This is a genomic window from Kribbella sandramycini (assembly GCF_013131805.1).
GTDB lineage: Bacteria > Actinomycetota > Actinomycetes > Propionibacteriales > Kribbellaceae > Kribbella > Kribbella sandramycini.
Map to the genome: position 1 here is coordinate 1,268,118 of NZ_JABJRC010000002.1, position 20,181 is coordinate 1,288,298.

Consider the following 20,181-nt stretch of genomic DNA (forward strand, 5'->3'; position numbering starts at 1 on the left):
ATCTCACTCCCTGAGACGCTCACTGACGGTGATTAGTTCGGGGTCTCCCCTACAGTGACCGCATGCAGCAGGTGACGACACTGTTCACCAAGTACGACGGCGCCCCGCACCGCCTCATGGAGGCCGTCCATCTCGGCGAAGACGAACACGGCCTCTGGGTCGGCTCCCTCCCGGGCCAGCGCGCCCGCCGCTCCGACGGCACCTGGATCACCGTCGACCACCACCGCGTCCGCCTCTTCCCCCGCGGCCAATGGTGGTCCGCCCTCTTCAACGACACCCCCCACCCCACCCGCATCTACTGCGACATCACCATGCCCCCCGAATTCGGCGTAGGCACCGTCACCCTCGTCGACCTCGACCTAGACATCCGCCTGATGCGCGACGGCACCGTCAAAGTCATGGACGAGGACGAGTTCGAGACCCACCGCCTCAAATACGCCTACCCACCCCAAGTAGTAGCCACCGCCCGCACCACCTGCACCTGGCTCCAGACCCACATCACCCACACCGAGCCCTTCACCACCGCCTACCAGCCCTACCTGACCGCCCTGAAAGCCCTGTAGACAGCAACCGGCCCCCGCCGGCTAGGAGCCCCCCTGAGCCGACGCGGGCCGATCAACCCGCGGCAAAACCGCGATCCCCCATCCTCAACCACCCTCAGTACTCAATCCACCCCAAACCGCAAACTTGCACCTTCCTGCAACCCCCGACGAAATCCCTGAGCAGAGCTGATTCCGCGCCGGTCCGCAACCGCAAGACCGTCACCATAGAGTCTGGCCAGTCCGCGACCACTGGTACCGGGCGTCCCGTCCGAAGGGTGCGCCGGACAGCCCAGAAGCAGCCGGCGAAGGGGCTCGAGGCGGCAGGTTCGAGAGCCGACAGAACTAGCGAAGATCCTCATCACTGTCTGTCTACAGAAGGCAGGCCCGCCATCCCGACCGGCGCGCAGTGACAGGCCTTGGGTCGTGACCGGGAAATGGATCGATCTCAGAGCCGGATTCGACGCGGCCTCACGAGTCTTGACCACCAGGTTGTAGCTGAACCCCTCCACTGTGGTCTCGACCACGAGGTCGACCCCTTGGGTGATGTCCGAGTACGTCTGGGTGATGTCCGAGTACGTCGCGGTGCTGCCCGAAAGGACCGGCCGTGGCAGGGCCCACGGAGAGTTCAGCGTCCAAGAACCCTGCTTCAGCCCGATCTTGCCGATCGGCCTGCGCCACCGCCGGAAAGGCTGATCCGGGAGACCGCAGCTTTCGTTCCGACAGAGCCATCGGCACGGAACTCGAGCGTGGCGTCGGCTGCGCGCCAGGTGCCGCTCTGCCTGACCCGCACCGGCTCGTTCGACAGTTCCGTCGTCAGCGTGCCGTCCGGGTTGGCGAAGGTTTGGGAGGTTTCGGTGGTGCGGTCGGCGATTTCGACCGGGCTGTTGGACGCCGCGGCGAAGCGGGCGGCTTCGGTGGCGTTGCGGCCGATCTTGGGCACCGGTGGTGGTTCGGCGGTGGCCGGGGTTGCGTGCAGATTGGTGGTCAGGACGCCCCACCGCACTGTTGGTTCTGTTCGAAGTGCTAACTCTGAGCTGTCGGAGCTGGCGCGAACAGCGACAACTCACACAAACGACCCATACAAGTTGAGTCGTGCGGTCCTCCCCCGAGGCGGCGCAAACAGCGGGCATCTTGCCTGGTGGTGGCTTTGGGTGTCCAGGAAGTTGCAGGAAGTGGCAACGCCGTCCCGGGATGACCGGGACGGCGTTCGGGGTGGGTTGGGGCGGTTAGGAGCCGCAGCCGTCGGTGCCGGGGTAGTCGGTGCAGGTGCGGGTTGGGGAAGGGGTGCCGGCGTAGATGCGGAGGTTGTCGAGGCGGCCGGTGAAGGGGGTGCCGGTGGAGCCGGGGGTGCCGATGGTGGTGGCGCCGTCGCGGCGGGGGGCGGTGAAGGTGGTGCTGGAGCCGCTGCGGGAACGGAGGTCGAAGGCGAGGGAGATTCGGTCGTCGGCGGGGTTGCGGTCGCTGAGGCGGTAGGTGGCGGTGAGGAGGTGCCAGCCGTCGAGTTCGCCGAAGTCCGCGTAGACCTTGAGGGTGGCCACGGTTTCCGTGGTGGCACCGGCGTTGCTGCGGGCGAAGATGAATCGGCCCCCGTCGGCATCGGGTTCGTAGGCGAGCCGCCAGGAGTCTTTGCCTGCGGTGCCCTGGCGGATGAGTACGCCGGGTTTGGTGGGATCGGTCAACTTCACCTTCACGGCCACTTCGAAGCTGGCGCTCGCGTCGACGACCGGGCGGTTGAGGACGACGGACGCCCGGGACGAGCCGGTCAGTTCGAGGACCTTGCCGCGTTCGGGATCGTCGACGAAGGCGTTGGACTGGTCGGCGCCGGGGAAGCCCGAAACCGTCAGGTCGGCGCCACGGATCGCCTCCGGGGAGCGCCAGACACGGTCGGTGCCGCGGACGGCGGTGTCGAGCGGCCAATGCGCCGCATCACCAGCGATGACGCCGTCCGGCTCCCTGGGCGCCTGCGCCTCGATGACCTCCTCGGGGCGCAGCACCCGCTGCCAGACCTGGAGGTTGTCGATCGAGCCGGCGAAGTAGCCCGCCGGTGCGCCGTTCACCAACGCGCGGCCCACGGTCAGCGGGCCGGTCGCCTGCCATGCTTGTGCGGCCGGGATCGTCAGCTCCTGCTGCAAGCGGCCGTTCACGAACAGCTTCGCCACACCGGACGGCGCGTCGTACGTCGCCAACAGGTGCGACCAGGCTCCGAGCACCGGCAGCTCCTTCGAGGACACGGTGTGCAGGGCCGGACGGCGGACGTCGGCGGAGGTCCGCGCAAGGACCCAGCGCTTGGACGACGGGTCGTAGCCCAGCCCGACGCTCGCGGTGTTCACACCGTTGACCGCGGCCACGACGCCCAGCTTCGACAGGTTCGCCGGCCGGACCCAGGTCGCAATCGAGAAGCTCTGCGCCGTGTCGACGACAGGCCCGGTCGCGCTCGCGTAGTCGTCGGCGCCGTCGACGGCCAGCGCGCCGTGCAGGCGGCCGCTGGCCTCGAAGCTCGCGCCGGTCAGAGTCAGCGGGTGCGTCAGGCCGGGGCCATCGGCGGCAGTCGAGCCACTGCCGTCGTCGAAGCCCCAGGACCCGACTGGACCGGGCGGCGGGCCGACGTTCAGCAGGAAGTAGGTCGAGCTGCTGCGCTGCTGGAACGAGTTGACGCTCCGCACCTCGAGGTCGCGGCGTCCCTTGCCCGGCGGCTCCAGCTCCAGGGTGACTGTCGGTCCCTCGACCGAGATCGCGCCCTGACCCGGCCAGCTGTACTCGAACCCGGTGACATCGGCCGATGTCGCCGCGAACGTAAAGGTGACCTTCTCGCCCAGGCGGACGGTCTCGGGACACCTGGGCTGGTCCCAGCAGTTCTGCAGCGGCTGGCCGTTGTGGGTCGCCGTGACGGTTGGCGGGGTGGGTGGGACAGGTGGGTCGGCGGCGTACGCCGGGAGCGCGGTGACCAGCAGGGTCACTGCGGCGGCGAGGGCCAGTGTGAAGCGGGTACGTCTTTTCGGGCGGGTGCGGTGCATGTGGGTCCTCCCCAGGCGGCGTGCGTTCGGCGGGACATCTTGGCCGAGGGGGTGGGGGGTGGGCCAGCGAACTGCAGGAAGTTGCAGAAAAGTGGGGCGGTGGGCGCGGTAGGTTTTGGGTTATGGGACGTCGGGTGCGGGTGGTTTATCGGAAGTACGACGGGGCGCTGCATTGGCATCAGTGGATGGAGTGGCTCGGGGAGGATGAGTACGGGGTTTGGTTGGGAGGGCGGGTGGGGGAGGTTTCGCAGCGGGGGGACGAGTTGACGGTGGTGGCGGAGGTGGCGCATGTGCAGCTGTTTCCGCGGGGTGAGTGGTTCACGGCGATTTTCAATGATGCGCCGCGGAGTACGGAGATCTACTGCGATGTGACGACGCCGGTGGAGTTCTCGGACGAGCTGGTGACGATGGTGGATCTGGATCTTGATGTGATCCGGAAGCGGGACGGGTCGGTGCTCGTGGACGACGAGGACGAGTTCGCGGAGCACCAGGTGAAGTACGGGTATCCGGCCGAGGTGATTGCGCAGGCGCAGGCTTCGTGTGACCGGCTGGTGGTTGCCGTGGCCAACGATGAGCCGTTTCAGGCGGTGTACAAGAGCTATTTGGACAGGGTGCGGTAGCTGACGGTGGTGTTCTTCAGCAGGAGGGCGCCGGGGAGCGGGCCGCGCTGGCCGGCGTACATGTCGGCGACGGGGGCGACGGTGAGGTAGAGGTTCTTGCCCGCCGGGACGTCGACGGCGATCGCGGGCAGCTCGATCGTACGGCGGACGCCATGCGCGGCTTTGCGTTCGCGGAGCGGCATGGTGTTGTTCTGGACGACGCGCGCGGTCAGCGGGCTGGTGCCGACGCTGAGGGCGAAGAAGGCGCCGGAGCGCGGAACGACGGTGTAGACGTTCGCGGTCACATACGGCGTGCCGGCAACGGTCAGCGGGCCGGAGGCAACTTTCACGGAGACCGGTACGCCGACGCCCGTGGGGGTGGCGATCTTGCCGAGCGGGATCGAGGTGTTCGGCGTCAGCTTTCGTTGCGTGATGCAACGGCCGTCGGCGGTGGTGAGGTGGTGGACGCCGAACCCGGTGAGACCGGTCGCTTCGCCACGCAACCGCAGGCGCATGAAGCGCAGCGACAGATCGGCGAACGACGGTGAGCCGAGGGCGATCGAGCAGGGGTCGCCGGGGGTGGCGAAGCCGGGTGGGACGACGCTCGGCAGGGTGTGGCCGCCGTTGTAGCCGATCAGCATCGACTTCGCGCGGGCGGCCGGGGTGAGGGCGCGGGCGAAGTTCGAGAGGCCTTCGTTGAGGTTGAACAGGTTGTCGGACAGGCCTTGGCCGATCAGGACGGGGAGGTCGAGGCGGCGGCCTTGGGCGACGTGCCAGGCGGGGCCGTTGTGGGCGAAGAAGGCGTCGAGCTCGCGGCCGAGTTTGCCGGTGGGCCAGCCGCCGGTCGCGATGGCGGCGAGGAAGGCTTTGCCGATGGACGGCGGGAGGTGGGTGCCGCCGGCGGCGTACAGGGAGGTCAGCCAGAGGGCGCGGGCCGCCTCGGACGGGGCGAGGGCCTGTTTGAGGTCCCACCAGGTGATCTCGGGGGCGAGCGCGTCGAAGCGGGTGCGACCGCGGTCGCGGAGCTCGGTGAACGCGCCGGCGAACTGGTAGCCGCCGCCGTACGACCCGCCGATCGCGCCGATCAGCGGATCACCCGGCGCCTCACGGGTCACCCAGTCGAGGCTCGCGACCAGGTCGACGAGTTTGATCACGTCGCGGCCCTCGTAGTCCGGGTTCATCACGTGGGCGACGCCGGTGCTCTCGCCGAAGCTGCGCTGGTCGAAGCTGAGGACGCCGAAACCGGCGTCCAGCCAGGATTTGAAGGCGGCGGCGTCCTTCGTGCGGGAGCCGCCCCAGCCGTGGCTGTGGAAGATGAGCGGAACCGTTCGGGAGGCGGCGGCCGCGGGTTTGAAGAGCGAGTAGCAGATCCGGACCGGCACGGAAGACCCCGGCTCGGGCACGGAGTTCACACAACCCGTGGTCACGGAGTCGGCCGCGACGGCCGAGGCCGGCACCAGGCCGGCCGCGGTGAGTACCAGCGCGGTGAGCGCGTGCGTGGTGAAGCGGAGCGGGCGACGCCGGACGGTCATGTCACTCCCCGTGGTGAGTAGGTCTCGCTGCGCACACGCTAGACGAGACCATGCGGGGATTGCCAGGGGAACTGAGAGACTGTGCTCCGTGCATATCGCGATCGAGATCGTTGCCCTGGTCGCCGTGGTGGCGGGTGGGGCCGCGCTGGCTCGGCGGATCGGGGTGTCGGCTCCCCTGTTGCTCGTGGTGATCGGGGTCGCCGCGTCGTATCTGCCGTTCGTTCCCCGGGTGGAGCTCGCCCCGGAGGTGGTGCTGGTCGGGTTCCTGCCGCCGCTGCTGTACTCCGCGGCGATCAAGACCAGCCTGGTCGACTTCACCAAACATCGGCGGTCGATCGGGCTGCTGTCGGTCGGGCTGGTCGCGTTCACCGCGGTCGGGGTCGGCCTGGTGGCGTACTGGCTGCTGAACCTGGTCGCCGAGGCGCAGGGCTACGAGCCGCTGCCGCTGTGGGCCGCGTTCGCGATCGGCGCCGTCATCGCCCCGCCGGACGCCGTCGCCGCGACCGCGATCGCGAAACGGGTGGGCCTCCCCCGGCGCGTGGTGACGATCCTCGAGGGCGAGAGCCTGGTCAACGACGCGACCGCGCTGGTGATTCTGCGGACGGCGATCGGCGCGGTGGCCGTCGCGCCGACCGTGCTCGATGTCAGCGTCGACTTCGTCCGCGCGGCCGGCGGCGGGATCGCGGTCGGTCTGGTCGTCGCGATCGTGCTGGCCAAGATCCGCAAGCGGTTCACCGATCCGGTGCTCGACACCACGCTCAGCCTGACCGCGCCGTTCATCGCGTACGTCGCCGCCGAGAACCACACCATCCACGCGTCCGGCGTGCTCGCCGTCGTCGTCACCGGCCTGATCCTCGGCCACAAGGCGCCGATCATCCAGTCCGCCAAGTCGCGGATCTCGGAGCGGACCAACTGGCGCACCTTCCAGTTCCTGCTGGAGAACACCGTCTTCCTGCTGATCGGCCTGCAGACCCGCTGGATCCTCGACGAGCTGTCCGAGAGCCCGCTGCCGGCCTGGCTGATCGCGGTCACAACGGTCGCGGTGTTCGTGGCCACGCTGCTGCTGCGCCCGATCTGGGTCATCCCGACCACCTACCTGTCCCGGCGCATCCTCGGCCGCTCGCGCCCCGGCCCGGTCTCGTTCGGCGCGCTCGTCGTCGTCTGCTGGGCGGGGATGCGCGGCGTGGTCACATTGGCCGCCGTCTTCACCCTCCCGGAGGAGACCCCGCATCGCGAGGTGCTGGTCTTCATCGCGCTGGCCGTCACCGGCGGCACGCTGCTGCTGAACGGCTCGACCCTCCCTTGGGTCGTCCGCAAGCTGAAGCTGCCTGGGCCCGACCCGGCCGAGGACGCCTTGCAGGAGGCCGCCGTCCTCCAGGGTGCGCACAAGGCCGCGATCGAGAAGCTGGACGAGATCACCACGCCGAACGACCCGGAGGCCGTACTCGCGGTGCTGCGGCAGCGCGGCGAGTCCCGCGCGCTGGCCGCTTGGGAGCGGCTGGGCCGGCCGGAGACGGAGTACGAGACGCCGAGCGAGGCCTACCGGCGGCTGCGGATGGCGATGCTCGAGGCCGAGCGCGCGCACCTCCTGAAGGTCCGGGACGCCGGTCTGGTCGCCGACGAGGTCCTGCAGCGCGCGCAGAACGTCCTCGACATCGAGGAGTCGATCCTGGACCGCGACGAGGACGACGACGTCGGCGGTCAGTCCGACGACCTGCGCGCCCCGGTCTCGCCGACCGGCGACTGCGAACACTTGCTCCAGGCACCGGCCGTGGTCGCCCCGAACACCCCCGACGGCTGCGAGGAGTGCCTGGCCGTCGGCGGCAGCTGGGTGCACCTGCGGCTCTGCCTCGGCTGCGGCCATGTCGGCTGCTGCGACTCCTCGGAGGCGAAACACGCCAGCCTGCACCACGACGAAACCAAGCACCCGGTGATGCGCAGCTTCGAGCCCGGCGAGAGCTGGCGCTGGTGCTTCGTGGACGAGAAGCTCGGCTGATGGCGGACTGTCTGTTCTGCTCGATCATCGCCGGGACGACGCCGGCGCACATCGTCCTGGACACCCCCGAGGTGGTCGGCTTCCTCGACATCCGGCCGGTCTTCAAGGGCCACACGCTGATCGTGCCGCGCGAGCACGTCCCGACCATGGTCGAGCTCCCTGACGAGCTGACCGTCCCGCTGTTCGGTACGGCGCGCGCGGTCGCCGCCGCCGTCCGGACGGCGTACGCCGCGCAAGGCTCCTTCGTTGCCGTCAACAACGTCGTGTCGCAGTCCGTCCCGCATCTCCACGTGCACGTCGTGCCGCGGACGAAAGGCGACGGGCTGCGCGGATTCTTCTGGCCGCGGACGAAGTACGCCGACGACGCGGAGGCGGCCGACTACGCCGCCCGGCTCCGGGCAGTCCTCTGAAAGGTGTATTTAAGACTGTCTGAAGGGACTCCGTGACGATGTGAACGCGGCCAATCCGGGCCGCTGACGAGGGGGTCGTCATGGGGTGGTTCCGGTGTGCGCTGCTCACGGCTGGGCTCGTGGTGACAGGAGCCTGTTCGACGGGGTCGGGCAGTACGCCGGGGGGCACTCCGGTTCCGACGGGGATGTCCAGGGTGATCGTCACCCTGGCTGGGGACTTCCGGCCGGAGGGTGAACTCGACGCGCAGTCGCGCCAGGTGCAGCGGCAGGCGATCCGGACCGCGCAGGACGCCGTACTACGGGAGCTCGCGGGCTCCGGCGTACAGGTGCTCCGGCGGTACGACGCGCTGCCGCAACTGGCGCTGTCCGTCGACGCGACCGCCCTCGACCGGCTGCGGCACTCGATCCGGGTTGCCGCGGTGCGGGACGACACCGCCCAGTCTCACTCCAGTTGAGACAGACATCGAGTTGGGGGAACCACGATGCAAGTCCGAAGACTGTTCGTTGCGCTGGCCATGGCCGGTCTGGCAGCGAGCCTCACGCAGGTCCCGGCGTACGCCGCGGACCCGTCGCCGGGTGAACGGCAACTGATCGAGCAGGCGGACCGCGAAGGAACGGCCCGCGTGATCGTCCAGGTCGACACGCTCGGCGACAAGCAGGAGGTGCTCGACAACATCGACCGCGGCAACGCCGAGCAGAACCGGACCTACCGGTCGTTCCCGTTGCTGGCGCTGGACGCCGACAAGGCCGCGCTCACCGAACTGGCGGCCGACCCGAACGTGGTCTCGATCCAGCCGGACAAGGTCGGTTCGCCCAGCCTGGCGCAGAGTATCCCGTTCATCAACGCCAACCGGGTGCACCAGCTCGGTTTCACCGGGGCCGGTCAGACGGTCGCGATCCTGGACACCGGGATCGACCTCGACCACCCGTTCTTCGGCAGCCGGATCGTGTCGGAGGCCTGCTACTCCAGCACGAACGGCAGCAACGAGGTCTCGCTGTGCCCGAACGGGACCGCGAGCCAGACCGGCGCCGGATCCGCGGACGCCGAGACCGCGCAGTGCCTGAACGGGACGGCGAACATCTGCCGGCACGGCACGCACGTCGCGGGGATCGCGGCCGGCGCGGGGGCGGGCGTGACCGGATCGCCGGGCAACGGCGTGGCTCCAGGCGCGAACATCATCGCGATCCAGATCTACCACCGCAACAACGTCGGCTGCGACGGCAATCCGCCGTGCGCGCAGTTCTACTACTCCGACTTCATCGCCGGGATGCAGCGCGTCTACGACCTGCGCAACACGTTCACGATCGCCTCGGCGAACCTGAGCGGCGGCGACGACAGCAACCAGGCCACCGCCTGTGACGGCAGCTCGACGAAGGCGTCGATCGACCTGCTGCTCTCGGTCGGCATCACGACGACCATCTCGGCCGGTAACGAGTCGCACCCGAACGGCGTCGGCGAGCCCGCCTGCGTCTCCACCGCGGTCACCGTCGGCGCGATCGACGCCGATGCCAGCGGCAACGAAGTCGACACCGTCGCCGGGTACTCGAACCGCGGTCCGCGGCTCGACCTGTTCGCACCCGGTACGTCGATCCGCGCGTCCGTCCCGGACGACGCCTGGGCCAACCTGAGCGGTACGTCGATGGCCGCGCCGCACGTCGCGGGCGCGTACGCCGCCCTTCGGCACGCCTACCCGAACGCCACAGCAGCGACCCTGCTCGGCTACCTGCGGGACACCGGCGTCGACATCACCTACGCGACGAGCGGTACGACGAACGCGACCACGCCGCGGATCGACCTGCTCGCCGCGCTGCAGGAGGGCAACGCGCCGCCGACCATCGGCGCCGACAACGGATCGGTGACCGTCAACGAGGGCAGCACGGCCAACAACGCCGGCGGCTTCAGCGACCCGGAGAACCGGCCGATCGCGCTGACCGCGTCGACCGGCAACGTCACGAACCTCGGCGGCGGCCGCTGGAGCTGGAGTTCGCCGACCAGCGACGGCCCGGGTCAGAGCCGCAGCGTCACGATCACCGCGACCGACGACAAGGGTGAGACGGCAACCACGACGTTCCAGCTGAACGTGAACAATGTCGCGCCGAGTATCGCGATCACACCGGGTCAGTCGGGCTCGGCGTCCGAAGGGACGGCGTTCGGCGTCAAGGCGACCTTCGCCGACCCGGGCTGGCTGGACAGCTACTCGGCGTCCATCGATTGGGGTGACGGGGCAACGACGTCCGGCGCGACGACGGTGACCACGCAGGGACCGCCGAACGATCTCGGCGAGATCAACGGCAGTCACACCTACGCCGACAACGGCAACTACACCGTCAAGGTCACCGTGACCGACGACGACGGCGGTTCGAGCTCGGCGTCCTTCCCGGTCGCCGTCAGCAACGTAGCCCCGGTGGTCACGATCGATCCGGCGCAGATGAAGACGATCACCGAAGGCTCGACGCTCGCGACGAAGGCGTCGTTCGTCGATCTCGGCTGGGGTGACACGCACTCGGCGGCCATCGACTGGGGCTTCGGCGCGCCGACGTCCGGGGCGCTGGTGATGACCAACGACGGACCGCCGGCTGACCGCGGTGACGTCACCGGGAGCCGTGCGTACGGCGACAACGGGACGTTCAGCGTGGGCGTCACGGTGACCGATGACGACGGCGGCAGCGGGACGGCGACGTTCCCGGTGCAGGTGACCAACGTCGCTCCGACCGCGGTGATCGACGAATCCGGGGCGACTGTGGTGAACGGCGTACCGACGTTCATCGCGCACAAGGGTGAGCCGATCGAGTTCAAGGGCCGCTCGACCGACCCGGGGAGCGACGACCTCGCGCTCGGCTGGAGCTGGGGCACGACGACCAGCTACCTGGTCAACCCGCCGGGGACCGACCCGGCGAACAGCCCGAGCCTGCAGCCGCGAGACGTGACCGACACCAAGGCGCACACGTTCGGCACGGCGTGCAACTACGACGTCGGCTTCACGGCTCGGGACGACGACGGCGGCCAGAGCGCCGACTCGGCCAAGGTCATCGTCCAGGGCAACGCGCACCTGACCCGGATCGCGCCGCTGTGGTTCCTGCAGACCCGGGCCGGCCTCCGGATCCCGCCGGTCGATCTGCCGGTCAGCACGGTCAACTGCTACCTGCAGGTCGCGCAGCACATGAGCCCGGTCTTCTCCGAGGCGCGCGACGTGTCCACGATGGCGAAGGCGAACGCCGTCCTCAACATCCAGCTGCTGAACCCGAAGGCCGAGTTCGACCGGCAGGCCCTGACGGCCTGGCTGAACTTCGCCGACGGCTCCTTCGATCTGGACACCCGGGTCAACACCGATCTCGACCTGCACCTGGACAGCACCTTCGGCGAGGTGATGGCCGCGGCCGAGGCGATCCGGTTGAACCCGGCGTCCACCAACACCCAGATCCGGCAGCAGACCCTGCTGCTGGAGAAGCTCAACCTCTTGGGTATCTGACCCGATCGAGCCGTTGCTCGAGTCGCTCCACGGCTCGCTCGACCGCGACCCGGACCGCTTGGTCCGGGTCGTCGGTCAGCGCCTCGACGGCGTCGAGGTGCTCGACCTCACCCGCCGCGCCAACAGCCCGGACGGCGGCGGCCCGAACGCGCGGCAGCTCGTGCTCCAGCATCGGCAGCAGCGAGTCGACCAGCTGCCCCAGCTCGCGCTGCGCAGTCACGCGCGCGACATGCTCCCGGACCCGCCAAGCCGGGTCATCAGCAACCGCGAGCAGCGCGTGGGCGGCGTCGTCGCGCCACACGTACAAGAAAACCCGAGCCGCCCAGACCCGAACCCAGTAATGGTTCACCGGGTCATTCGTCTTCCACCCGCCCGGGTTCGCCTGCCCCGTGATCGCCACCAGCTTCGGCAGCTCCTCGGCGTACGCCGCCTCCCCCGTGATCTCCCCGGTCAGAAACGCAATCGCCCAGTCGACCACCGCATCCGCACCATGCTCAGCACACGCCGCAGCGATCACCTCACGCGGAGACTTCCTCCGGTCGCCGGACATGGGCCCAGCATGCCACCGGCCACCGACAAAGAGCCGGCCGGAACAACTCCGGCCGGCCCTTGTTCAGTTCGTCTGGATGCGGACGGCGCGGAAGGCGTAGCCGTCCTGGTCGCCGTGCTCCCACTGGAGGCGGACGCGGTCGCCCACCGTCAGGGAGCGGAAGCCCTCGGCGTCGATCGCCGAGAAGTGCGCCCAGCAACCGCCGGGAGTGCTGGGGCAGTCGAGCACGCCCCAGCCCTCGTCGGTCTGCCAGCTGCGGACGACGGCGTCGTCCGAGCCGCGTGTCATCAGCTCGCGATCAGCGAGCGGAGGACGTACTGCAGGATGCCGCCGTTGCGGTAGTAGTCGGCCTCACCCGGGGTGTCGATCCGGACGACCGCGTCGAACTCCTTGACCGAGCCGTCGGGCGCGGTCGCGGTGACGTGGACGGTCCGCGGGATGACGCCGTTGTTGAGCTCGGTGACGCCGGTGAAGTCGAAGGTCTCCTCGCCGGTCAGGCCCAGGGACTCGGCGCTCTCGCCCTCGGGGTACTGCAGCGGGAGGACGCCCATGCCGATCAGGTTCGAGCGGTGGATACGCTCGAAGGACTCCGTGATCACGGCGCGGACGCCGAGCAGCGCCGTCCCCTTGGCGGCCCAGTCCCGCGAGGAGCCCGAGCCGTACTCCTTGCCGGCCAGGATGACCAGCTTGGTGTCCTGGGCGGCGTACGACTGCGCGGCGTCGTAGATCGTGGTGACAGGCGCGTCGTCGACGGTGAAGTCGCGGGTGAAACCGCCCTCGGTGCCGGGGGCGATCTGGTTGCGCAGGCGGATGTTCGCGAACGTGCCGCGGATCATCACCTCGTGGTTGCCGCGGCGCGAGCCGTAGGAGTTGAAGTCCTTCCGGTCGACGCCGTGCTCGGCCAGGTACTTGCCGGCCGGGCTGTCGGCCTTGATCGCGCCCGCGGGCGAGATGTGGTCGGTGGTGACCGAGTCGCCGAGCTTGGCCAGCACGCGGGCGCCGGAGATATCGGTGACCGGCGACGGCTCGTGCGCCATCCCCTCGAAGTACGGAGGCTTGCGCACGTACGTCGACTCGGCGTCCCACTCGAAGGTCTTGCCCTCGGGCGTCGGCAGCGACTGCCAGCGCTCGTCACCGGCGAACACGTCGGCGTAGTCCTTGGTGAACATCTCCTTGGTGATCGAGCTGGCGATCACGCTCTCCACCTCGGCCGCGCTCGGCCAGATGTCCTTCAGGAACACGTCGTTGCCGTCGGTGTCCTGGCCCAGGGCATCGGTCTCGAAGTCGAAGTCCATGGTGCCGGCGAGCGCGTAGGCGATCACCAGCGGCGGGCTGGCCAGGTAGTTCATCTTCACGTCCGGGTTGATCCGGCCCTCGAAGTTCCGGTTGCCGGAGAGCACCGAGACGACGGCGAGGTCGGCCTCCTGGACGCCGGCCGACACCGCCTCGGGCAGCGGGCCGGAGTTGCCGATACAGGTCGTGCAGCCGTAGCCGACCAGGTGGAAGCCGAGCTTCTCCAGGTACGGCGTGACGCCGGCCTTCTCGTAGTAGTCGGTGACGACCTTGGAGCCCGGGGCCAGCGACGTCTTCACCCACGGCTTGGACGCGAGGCCCTTGTCGACCGCGTTCTTCGCGAGCAGCGCGGCGGCCAGCATCACCGACGGGTTCGAGGTGTTGGTGCAGGAGGTGATCGAGGCGATCACGACGTGGCCGTGGTCGAGCTCGACCTCCTGCCCGTCCAGCGTGATCGTGGTCTTCTTGGTCGGCCGGTCGGCCTTCTGCGGCGCGGTGTGCGGGTTGTCGTCGACGTGACCGTGCCCGTTCGGCGCGTCGCTGGCCGGGAAGCTCCCGGTCTCCGACGGGTCGACCTCCAGCTCCTCGGTCGCGTAGTCGCCGAGCACACCGCGGAACGACTCCTTGGCCTTGCTCAGCTCGATCCGGTCCTGCGGGCGCTTCGGGCCGGCGATCGACGGGACGACGGTGGACAGGTCCAGCTCGAGGTACTCCGAGAACCGCGGCTCGATCGCCGGGTCGTGCCACAGGCCCTGCTCCTTGGCGTACGCCTCGACCAGGGCGACGTCCTGGTCGGCGCGGCCGGTGAGGCGCAGGTAGTCCAGCGTGATGTCGTCGATCGGGAACATCGCCGCGGTGGAGCCGAACTCCGGGCTCATGTTGCCGATGGTCGCGCGGTTGGCCAGCGGGACCGATCCGACGCCGTCGCCGTAGAACTCGACGAACTTGCCGACCACGCCGTGCTTGCGCAGCATCTGGGTGATGGTCAGGACGACGTCCGTCGCGGTCACGCCGGTCGGCACCGAGCCGGTGAGCTTGAAACCGACGACCCGCGGGATCAGCATGCTGACCGGCTGGCCGAGCATCGCGGCCTCGGCCTCGATACCGCCGACGCCCCAACCGAGGACGCCGAGGCCGTTCACCATCGTGGTGTGGCTGTCGGTGCCGACGCAGGTGTCGGGGTAGGCCTGACCGTTGCGGACCATCACCGTGCGGGCCAGGTGCTCGATGTTCACCTGGTGCACGATGCCGGTGCCGGGCGGGACGACCTTGAACTCGTCGAACGCGGTCTGGCCCCAGCGCAGGAACTGGTAGCGCTCCTTGTTCCGGCCGTACTCCAGCTCGACGTTGCGCTCGAAGGCGTCCTGCCGGCCGAAGACGTCGATGATCACCGAGTGGTCGATGACCAGCTCGGCCGGCGCCAGCGGGTTGATCTTGGTCGGATCGCCGCCGAGCTCGGCCACGGCCTCGCGCATCGTGGCCAGGTCGACGACACAGGGCACGCCGGTGAAGTCCTGCATGATCACCCGGGCCGGGGTGAACTGGATCTCCGTGTCCGGAGCGGCGTTCTCGTCCCAGTTGCCCAGCTTGCGGATGTGGTCGGCGGTGATGTTCGCGCCGTCCTCGGTGCGCAGCAGGTTCTCCAGCAGCACCTTGAGGGAGTAGGGCAGCGTCCGCGCCCCCTCGATATCCGCCAACCTGAAGATCTCGTACGACTGTCCGTTGACCTCGAGTGCACCCTTGGCACCGAAGCTGTCGACGCTCGCCATCAACCTGCTCCTCTATCCGGTCCAGTTCCGCTGGGGCCCATCCTCCCGGGCCCCCGGCCCGGCCGCGAGGTCAGGTAAACCTAACCTCGCGGCGGGGAAGTCTCTCGATATCAAGATACACGACATCGAGCCACTTAGGCTCACCTCACCTGCGGGAGGACCTCGGCGGCGATCAGGTCGAGGTGGTCGAGATCGGCCAGATCCATGATCTGGACGTACTGGCGCTGCGAGCCCGCGGCCGCGAATTGACCGAGCCGGTCGACGACCTCGGCCGGCGTCCCGGCGATGTGGTTGTTCTTCAGCTCGTCGAGGTCGCGGCCGATGGCGTCCGCGCGCTGCTTGACCTGGGCGTCGTCCTTGCCGACGACGACGGTGTGCGCGGTGGAGAGCGCGAGCGTCTGCGGGTCGCGGCCGATCGCCGTACAGGCGGCCTGAACGCGCTCGAACAGGACGGCGGTGTCCTCGACGGTCTTGAAGCCGGCGTTGAACTCGGCGGCGTACTGCGCGGCGAGCGCGGGCGTGCGCTTCTTACCGGCGCCGCCGATGATGATCGGCAGGTTCTGCTGGGCCGGTTTCGGCAGCGCCGGGGAGTTCGACAGCTGATAGTGCTTGCCCTGGAAGTCGTACTTCTCCCCCACCGGGGTGTTCCACAGGCCGGTGATCAGCTCCAGCTGCTCGGTGAACCGGTCGAAGCGGCCCGGCGTGTCCGGGAACTCCAGGCCGTACGCCTGGTGCTCCGCCTCGTACCAGCCGGCTCCCAGGCCGAACTCGACCCGGCCGCCGCTCATCCGGTCGACCTGCGCGACCTCGATCGCGAGTACGCCGGGGTTGCGGAAGGTGGCCGAGCTGACCAGCGTGCCGAGTTTGATCCGGCTCGTCTCGCGGGCCAGGCCGGCCAGCGTGATCCACGAGTCGGTCGGGCCGGGCAGGCCGTCGTTCGGGCCCATCACGAGGTAGTGGTCGGAGCGGAAGAACGCGTCGAAACCGTTCTCCTCGGTCTTCTTGGCGACGGCGAGGAGGTCGTCGTACGTGGCGCCTTGCTGGGGTTCGGTGAAGATCCTGAGAAGCATGCGGACAACGTTATCCCGCGGTCGTGTACAGCTTTCCCAGGTAGGACGGCTGCCACTGCTGGTCACGCGCGTTCAGCCGCCGGACCAGCCCGTGGACGTCGAGCCGCGGCTCGACCGGGTTGTCCCACCAGTCGGGCACCTGGTCGTACCAGCGGTCGATCCGCAGCGTCCGGCCGGCGGTGTCGATCCGCGCGAACAACCAGCCGCCCTGCTCCCCCTGCGCCTCGGTCAGCCACAGGTCGCCGAGCAGACCGCTGAGCTTGTCCGCCGCGAACTCGGGATCGTCGATCTCCGGCGGCTCCAGATCGAACCGGTACGACGGCGCCCCCGGATCCAGCACCTGCACCTGAATCGTGAACCCCGAAGGCACCACCTTCGTCCGCGCCCGGCACCACTTGTGCAAAGCCGCGAACGCCGCACTCTCCCCCGGCCGCGGCCGCGGCCGCTCCACCTCCGCGCGCATCGCCTCCTCCAACGACCCAGGCACCAACTCCACCCCCGGCGCCTCAGCCATCACCCCCAACCCAGGAATAGACATCCCCCCGGCCGTCGCAACCGGTGCGTGGCCGAGGGCCGTCGAGTCAGCAGGCAGTTCAGGCCGAGCGGTCGCCGCAGGCGCCTCATCAACCGGCCCGAGCTCGGGAGGTGCCGCGAACTCAGCGTGCTGCGAACCTGCCGCAACCTCATCACGCGCCGGCCCGCCGTACTCCTCGTACTGCGCGGAATCGGCCGACCGCCCAGTCGCGTCGTGCTGCGCCTCGTCGTACTGCGGCTCTGCTTCGAGCTCCTCCTGCCGCGCCTCGACGTACCGCTCGTCGTCGAACACCGCCGCGATCACACCAGTCGGCTCATCCTCCGACCAAGCCTCGCCCGCAACAGCCGGCACCACACCGGTCTCATCCTCATCCGTCCACTCCGGCTTGACCTCCCCGACCGCACCACCCTCGTCCGCCCGCACCTCACCGGCCGACTCCTGCCAGCCTGCGGAGCGCTCGTCACCCACGGTCTGCCAGCGTCCAGCAGGCCGCGGGGCGTCTAGACCTGACGAGTAGCCGTATTCGGTCCGCTCCAAAGCCGAGTACGCACCAGCGTCCCCGAGCCCCTCGGCGACAACGCCGTCCGCGTCAGCCAGCCCAGCCGACACACCACCAGCCGGCTCCTCGTCAAAAGCTCCAGCCGGCCCGGCACCTGTCAGGACGTCGTCGACACGGTCAGCTCGGCTGGGGCCGGTGAGCCGGGCCTCGGAAGCACCCGCCGGAACCGAACCGACGGACTGCTCACCGGATGGAACGGCCGGGACGGCCTCGGGGACCGCGTCGGCGGGCTGCTCGTCCGACGGGACCACCGGAATCGCACCCGTCGGGACGTCGTCGGAGTAGCCAGCTGAACCGGCACCGGTTACCTGGCTCCTGGACGGGAGCCCTGGGACGGAGCCACCGGACTGCTCGTCCGAGGCAACGCCCGGGACGTCGTCGACATGGTCAGCTCGGCCGGAGTCCGTGAGCCGGGCCTCGGGAGCCGGCCCGGGGACGGAACCGGCGGACTGCTCGTCCGATGGGACGGCTGGGATGGCACCGGTCGGGTCGTCGTCGGAATAGCCAGCTGAACCGGAGCCCTTGGAACCCGGTCCCGGGACAGAACCAGCGGGCAGCTCGCCGGACGGAACCGCCGGGCCGGCTCCCGAGGCCGCGTCGGTCGGCTGCTCGTCCGATGGGACCACCGGAATCGCACCGGTCGGGTCGTCGTCGGAATAGCCAGCTGAACCGGAGCCCTTGGAACCCGGTCCCGGGACAGAACCAGCGGGCAGCTCGCCGGACGGAACCGCCGGGACGGCTCCCGAGGCCGCGTCGGTCGGCTGCTCGTCCGATGGGACCACCGGAATCGCACCGGTCGGGTCGTCGTCGGAATAGGCAGCTCGGCCGGAGCCGGTGAGCCAGCGCTCGGGCGCCGGGGCGGAGCCGGTGGGCTGGGTGCCGGGGATTGGTTCTGGGGGCGGGATGGGGGTGGGCTGTGGGGATGGCTCGGGGTCGGGGATGGGAGCCGGGTAGGGGTCTGGGGTTGGCTCGGGGGTGGGGGGTGGGTCTGGAGTTGGGTCGGGGTAGGGCTCGCGGTCCGGGTCGGGTGTGGGGCTCGGGTCCGGGAGCGGCTGGGGTGTGGGGGCCGGCGTCGGCTCAGGTGTGGGGTGTGGAGCCGGGTGGGGGTCGGAGGGTTGCGGCCAGGGGGCGGGGTTGGGCTGGGGCTGCGGCCAGGGCTCGGGTTGTGGTTGGGGCCACGGCTGCGGGTCTGCTGCTTGGGGGCGTTCAGCCGTGTCGTCGGGGCCGAACGGGACGAACTCGGCGGTCTCGTCGCCCAGGTACGCATCCGGGGTCTCCGCGGGTGCGAACGGCGAAGGACCCGCGAACGGCGACGGGCCGTTGAACGACTCCGGCTCCGCGTCGAGCTGCACGGCCGCGATCTCCGCCGTCGGCGCGTCGTCATCGTCTGCCCCGCCCGGAACAACCTCCCCCGCAAACGGGCTCCCGGACGCCGGCTCCTCGGCGCGCGCGGATGCGAAGGGGGTGCCGGGCTCGGCGGCACGCGCAGCGGGAGCAGACGGCTGCTGCGCAGCGAAGGGGCTGCCGGAGACAGGTTCCTCGGCGCGTGCGGCGGCTGGGGGGTGTGGGGCGAACGGGCTGCCGGGGGTGGGCTCGTCGGCGGGCTCAGGCGCCGGTGGGGCGAAGGGGCTGCCGGGGACGGGCTGCTCGGTGGGGGCTTCTACCCATTGGCCGTTGATCCAGGCGGGGCCGTCCCACGGGGGGATGGTGTGTTCGGCGGTGGCGTCCTGGTCCGACCAGGCGGGCTGTTCGGCGGTTTCGAACTCGGCGTCGTCGGGTGGGGCGGCAGCGGGGGTGTCGGCGAAGAGGCTGGCGTAGAAGTCTTCGCCTTCGTGGACGCCGCCGCCTACGCGTGGGGGTTCTTGGGAGGGGAGCTGGTGGTAGGCGGGGGGCAGGTAGGCACCGGGGGCCGGGGCGGCGGGGGGTGCGGCGGGGGTGGGGTCGTCTTCTTGTTTGCGGCGGCGGAGCCAGCCCTGCTTCTTGGCGACGACGCCGTACTCGTCGTCGGGCTCGGCGCGGTACGGGACCTGCTGGTACGCCGCCGGCGAGTCGGTCTCGATCGGCTGGCCCGTGAACGGGCTGATCCCCGGCGGGACGACGTACGACTCGTCTTCGGGCGCGGTCCGCCCGTCGGGAACTCCGGTCACGACAGGCTCAACGACCGAGACCGGGGGTACGTCAGGCGCAGAAGCAAAACTTTCCGCGACCGCAACGCTGAAAGCGCGCGCCGCCACCACTCCGGTCGGTACGTCGGGCTGCACCGGCGACCGCGGGTCGATCCGGAACTGCGCGAAGAACGCCGCCAGCGCCTCGGCCGTGATGTCGGACCGGATCAGCTGGACGGCGGACGGCACCAGCTCGTCGAGCCCACCGAGGTAGTCGGCCCACTCCGCGACCCACTCGACCATTTCGCGGGCGGAGTCCTCCTCCGAGGAGATCCAGCCGCCGATCTCGAGGAAGCCGTCCGGAACCGGCTCCCAGGGGTCGCCCGGGTACGCCGCGCGCGCCCACGTGCCGTTGAACGCGCCGTACACGAAGCCGAGCTCCCCGGCGGCCTGCCGGCGCTGCACCTCGGGCTGAGCGATCCACTCCGGCGATCCGGCCAGCAGGTCGGCGCCGGTGGTCTGGCTGTGCTGCGTCTGGTGACCGAACAGGACGGCGCGCCCGTCGAGCCGGATCAGCCGCAGGACCGAGCCCGTCTCGTCCTGGTGGTGGTAGCCGTCGGCATCGGCGTACCACCGACGGTCGAAACCGGTGGCATGGGAGACCGCGGCGAGGGCGCTCCAGCGAGCGCGCAACTCCTCCGGGTCGTCCAGGTCAACGAGCGGCATACAGGTCTCCA

Annotated in this window: 14 protein-coding genes; 6 read left to right on the forward strand and 8 right to left on the reverse strand. The window is 69.8% G+C overall.

Annotated features, from left to right (window positions below; all coding sequences use genetic code 11):
• Positions 1-62: 62 nt before the first annotated feature.
• Entirely contained in the window at positions 63-563 is a 501-nt protein-coding gene (locus HPO96_RS39050; RefSeq protein ID WP_171673644.1) for a DUF402 domain-containing protein, read from the forward strand.
• 625 nt (positions 564-1,188) lie between these two features.
• Here the strand turns inward: HPO96_RS39050 and HPO96_RS13240 are convergent.
• Both HPO96_RS13240 and HPO96_RS13245 read right to left on the reverse strand, forming a co-directional pair.
• Positions 1,189-1,482: a hypothetical protein gene (locus tag HPO96_RS13240; protein WP_171673645.1), complete on the reverse strand. Its 294-nt coding sequence runs from the start codon at positions 1,480-1,482 to the stop codon at positions 1,189-1,191.
• Between the two features lie 286 nt (positions 1,483-1,768).
• Entirely contained in the window at positions 1,769-3,556 is a 1,788-nt protein-coding gene (locus tag HPO96_RS13245) for a LamG domain-containing protein (RefSeq protein WP_171673646.1), read from the reverse strand.
• A gap of 122 nt (positions 3,557-3,678) precedes the next feature.
• Here HPO96_RS13245 and HPO96_RS13250 point away from each other — a divergent pair, with 122 nt between their 5' ends.
• Entirely contained in the window at positions 3,679-4,176 is a 498-nt protein-coding gene (locus HPO96_RS13250) for a DUF402 domain-containing protein (RefSeq protein WP_171673647.1), read from the forward strand.
• Here HPO96_RS13250 and HPO96_RS13255 read toward each other — a convergent pair.
• On the reverse strand, positions 4,155-5,687 hold the full coding sequence (locus HPO96_RS13255; protein WP_171673648.1) for a CocE/NonD family hydrolase: 1,533 nt from the start codon (positions 5,685-5,687) through the stop codon (positions 4,155-4,157). The genes HPO96_RS13250 and HPO96_RS13255 overlap by 22 nt on opposite strands.
• 88 nt (positions 5,688-5,775) lie before the next feature.
• Between HPO96_RS13255 and HPO96_RS13260 the strand changes: the two genes are divergently transcribed.
• The 4 genes from HPO96_RS13260 to HPO96_RS13275 all read left to right on the forward strand — a co-directional run bounded on the left by HPO96_RS13260 (position 5,776) and on the right by HPO96_RS13275 (position 11,563).
• Positions 5,776-7,683, forward strand: a complete 1,908-nt coding sequence (locus tag HPO96_RS13260; RefSeq protein WP_171673649.1) for a Na+/H+ antiporter — start codon at positions 5,776-5,778, stop codon at positions 7,681-7,683.
• Positions 7,683-8,093: an HIT family protein gene (locus tag HPO96_RS13265; RefSeq protein ID WP_171673650.1), complete on the forward strand. Its 411-nt coding sequence runs from the start codon at positions 7,683-7,685 to the stop codon at positions 8,091-8,093. The genes HPO96_RS13260 and HPO96_RS13265 overlap by 1 nt, the downstream gene beginning before the upstream one ends.
• Positions 8,094-8,287: 194 nt before the next feature.
• Positions 8,288-8,548 (forward strand): hypothetical protein, encoded by a 261-nt coding sequence (locus HPO96_RS13270; protein ID WP_171673651.1) that lies wholly within the window; start codon positions 8,288-8,290, stop codon positions 8,546-8,548.
• A 27-nt stretch (positions 8,549-8,575) separates the two neighbouring features.
• Positions 8,576-11,563 (forward strand): S8 family serine peptidase, encoded by a 2,988-nt coding sequence (locus HPO96_RS13275; RefSeq protein ID WP_171673652.1) that lies wholly within the window; start codon positions 8,576-8,578, stop codon positions 11,561-11,563.
• Here HPO96_RS13275 and HPO96_RS13280 read toward each other — a convergent pair.
• The 5 genes from HPO96_RS13280 to HPO96_RS39055 all read right to left on the reverse strand — a co-directional run bounded on the left by HPO96_RS13280 (position 11,544) and on the right by HPO96_RS39055 (position 20,170).
• Entirely contained in the window at positions 11,544-12,113 is a 570-nt protein-coding gene (locus HPO96_RS13280) for a HEAT repeat domain-containing protein (RefSeq protein ID WP_171673653.1), read from the reverse strand. The genes HPO96_RS13275 and HPO96_RS13280 overlap by 20 nt on opposite strands.
• Positions 12,114-12,176: 63 nt before the next feature.
• Positions 12,177-12,401, reverse strand: a complete 225-nt coding sequence (locus HPO96_RS13285) for a cold-shock protein (protein ID WP_171673654.1) — start codon at positions 12,399-12,401, stop codon at positions 12,177-12,179.
• Complete coding sequence (gene acnA, locus HPO96_RS13290) at positions 12,401-15,175, reverse strand: aconitate hydratase AcnA (protein WP_171673655.1); 2,775 nt, start codon at positions 15,173-15,175, stop codon at positions 12,401-12,403. Before acnA ends, HPO96_RS13285 begins: the two co-directional genes overlap by 1 nt.
• Before the next feature lie 140 nt (positions 15,176-15,315).
• Entirely contained in the window at positions 15,316-16,245 is a 930-nt protein-coding gene (locus HPO96_RS13295) for an LLM class F420-dependent oxidoreductase (protein WP_171673656.1), read from the reverse strand.
• A gap of 10 nt (positions 16,246-16,255) precedes the next feature.
• Entirely contained in the window at positions 16,256-20,170 is a 3,915-nt protein-coding gene (locus tag HPO96_RS39055) for a hypothetical protein (RefSeq protein ID WP_171673657.1), read from the reverse strand.
• Positions 20,171-20,181: the final 11 nt, after the last annotated feature.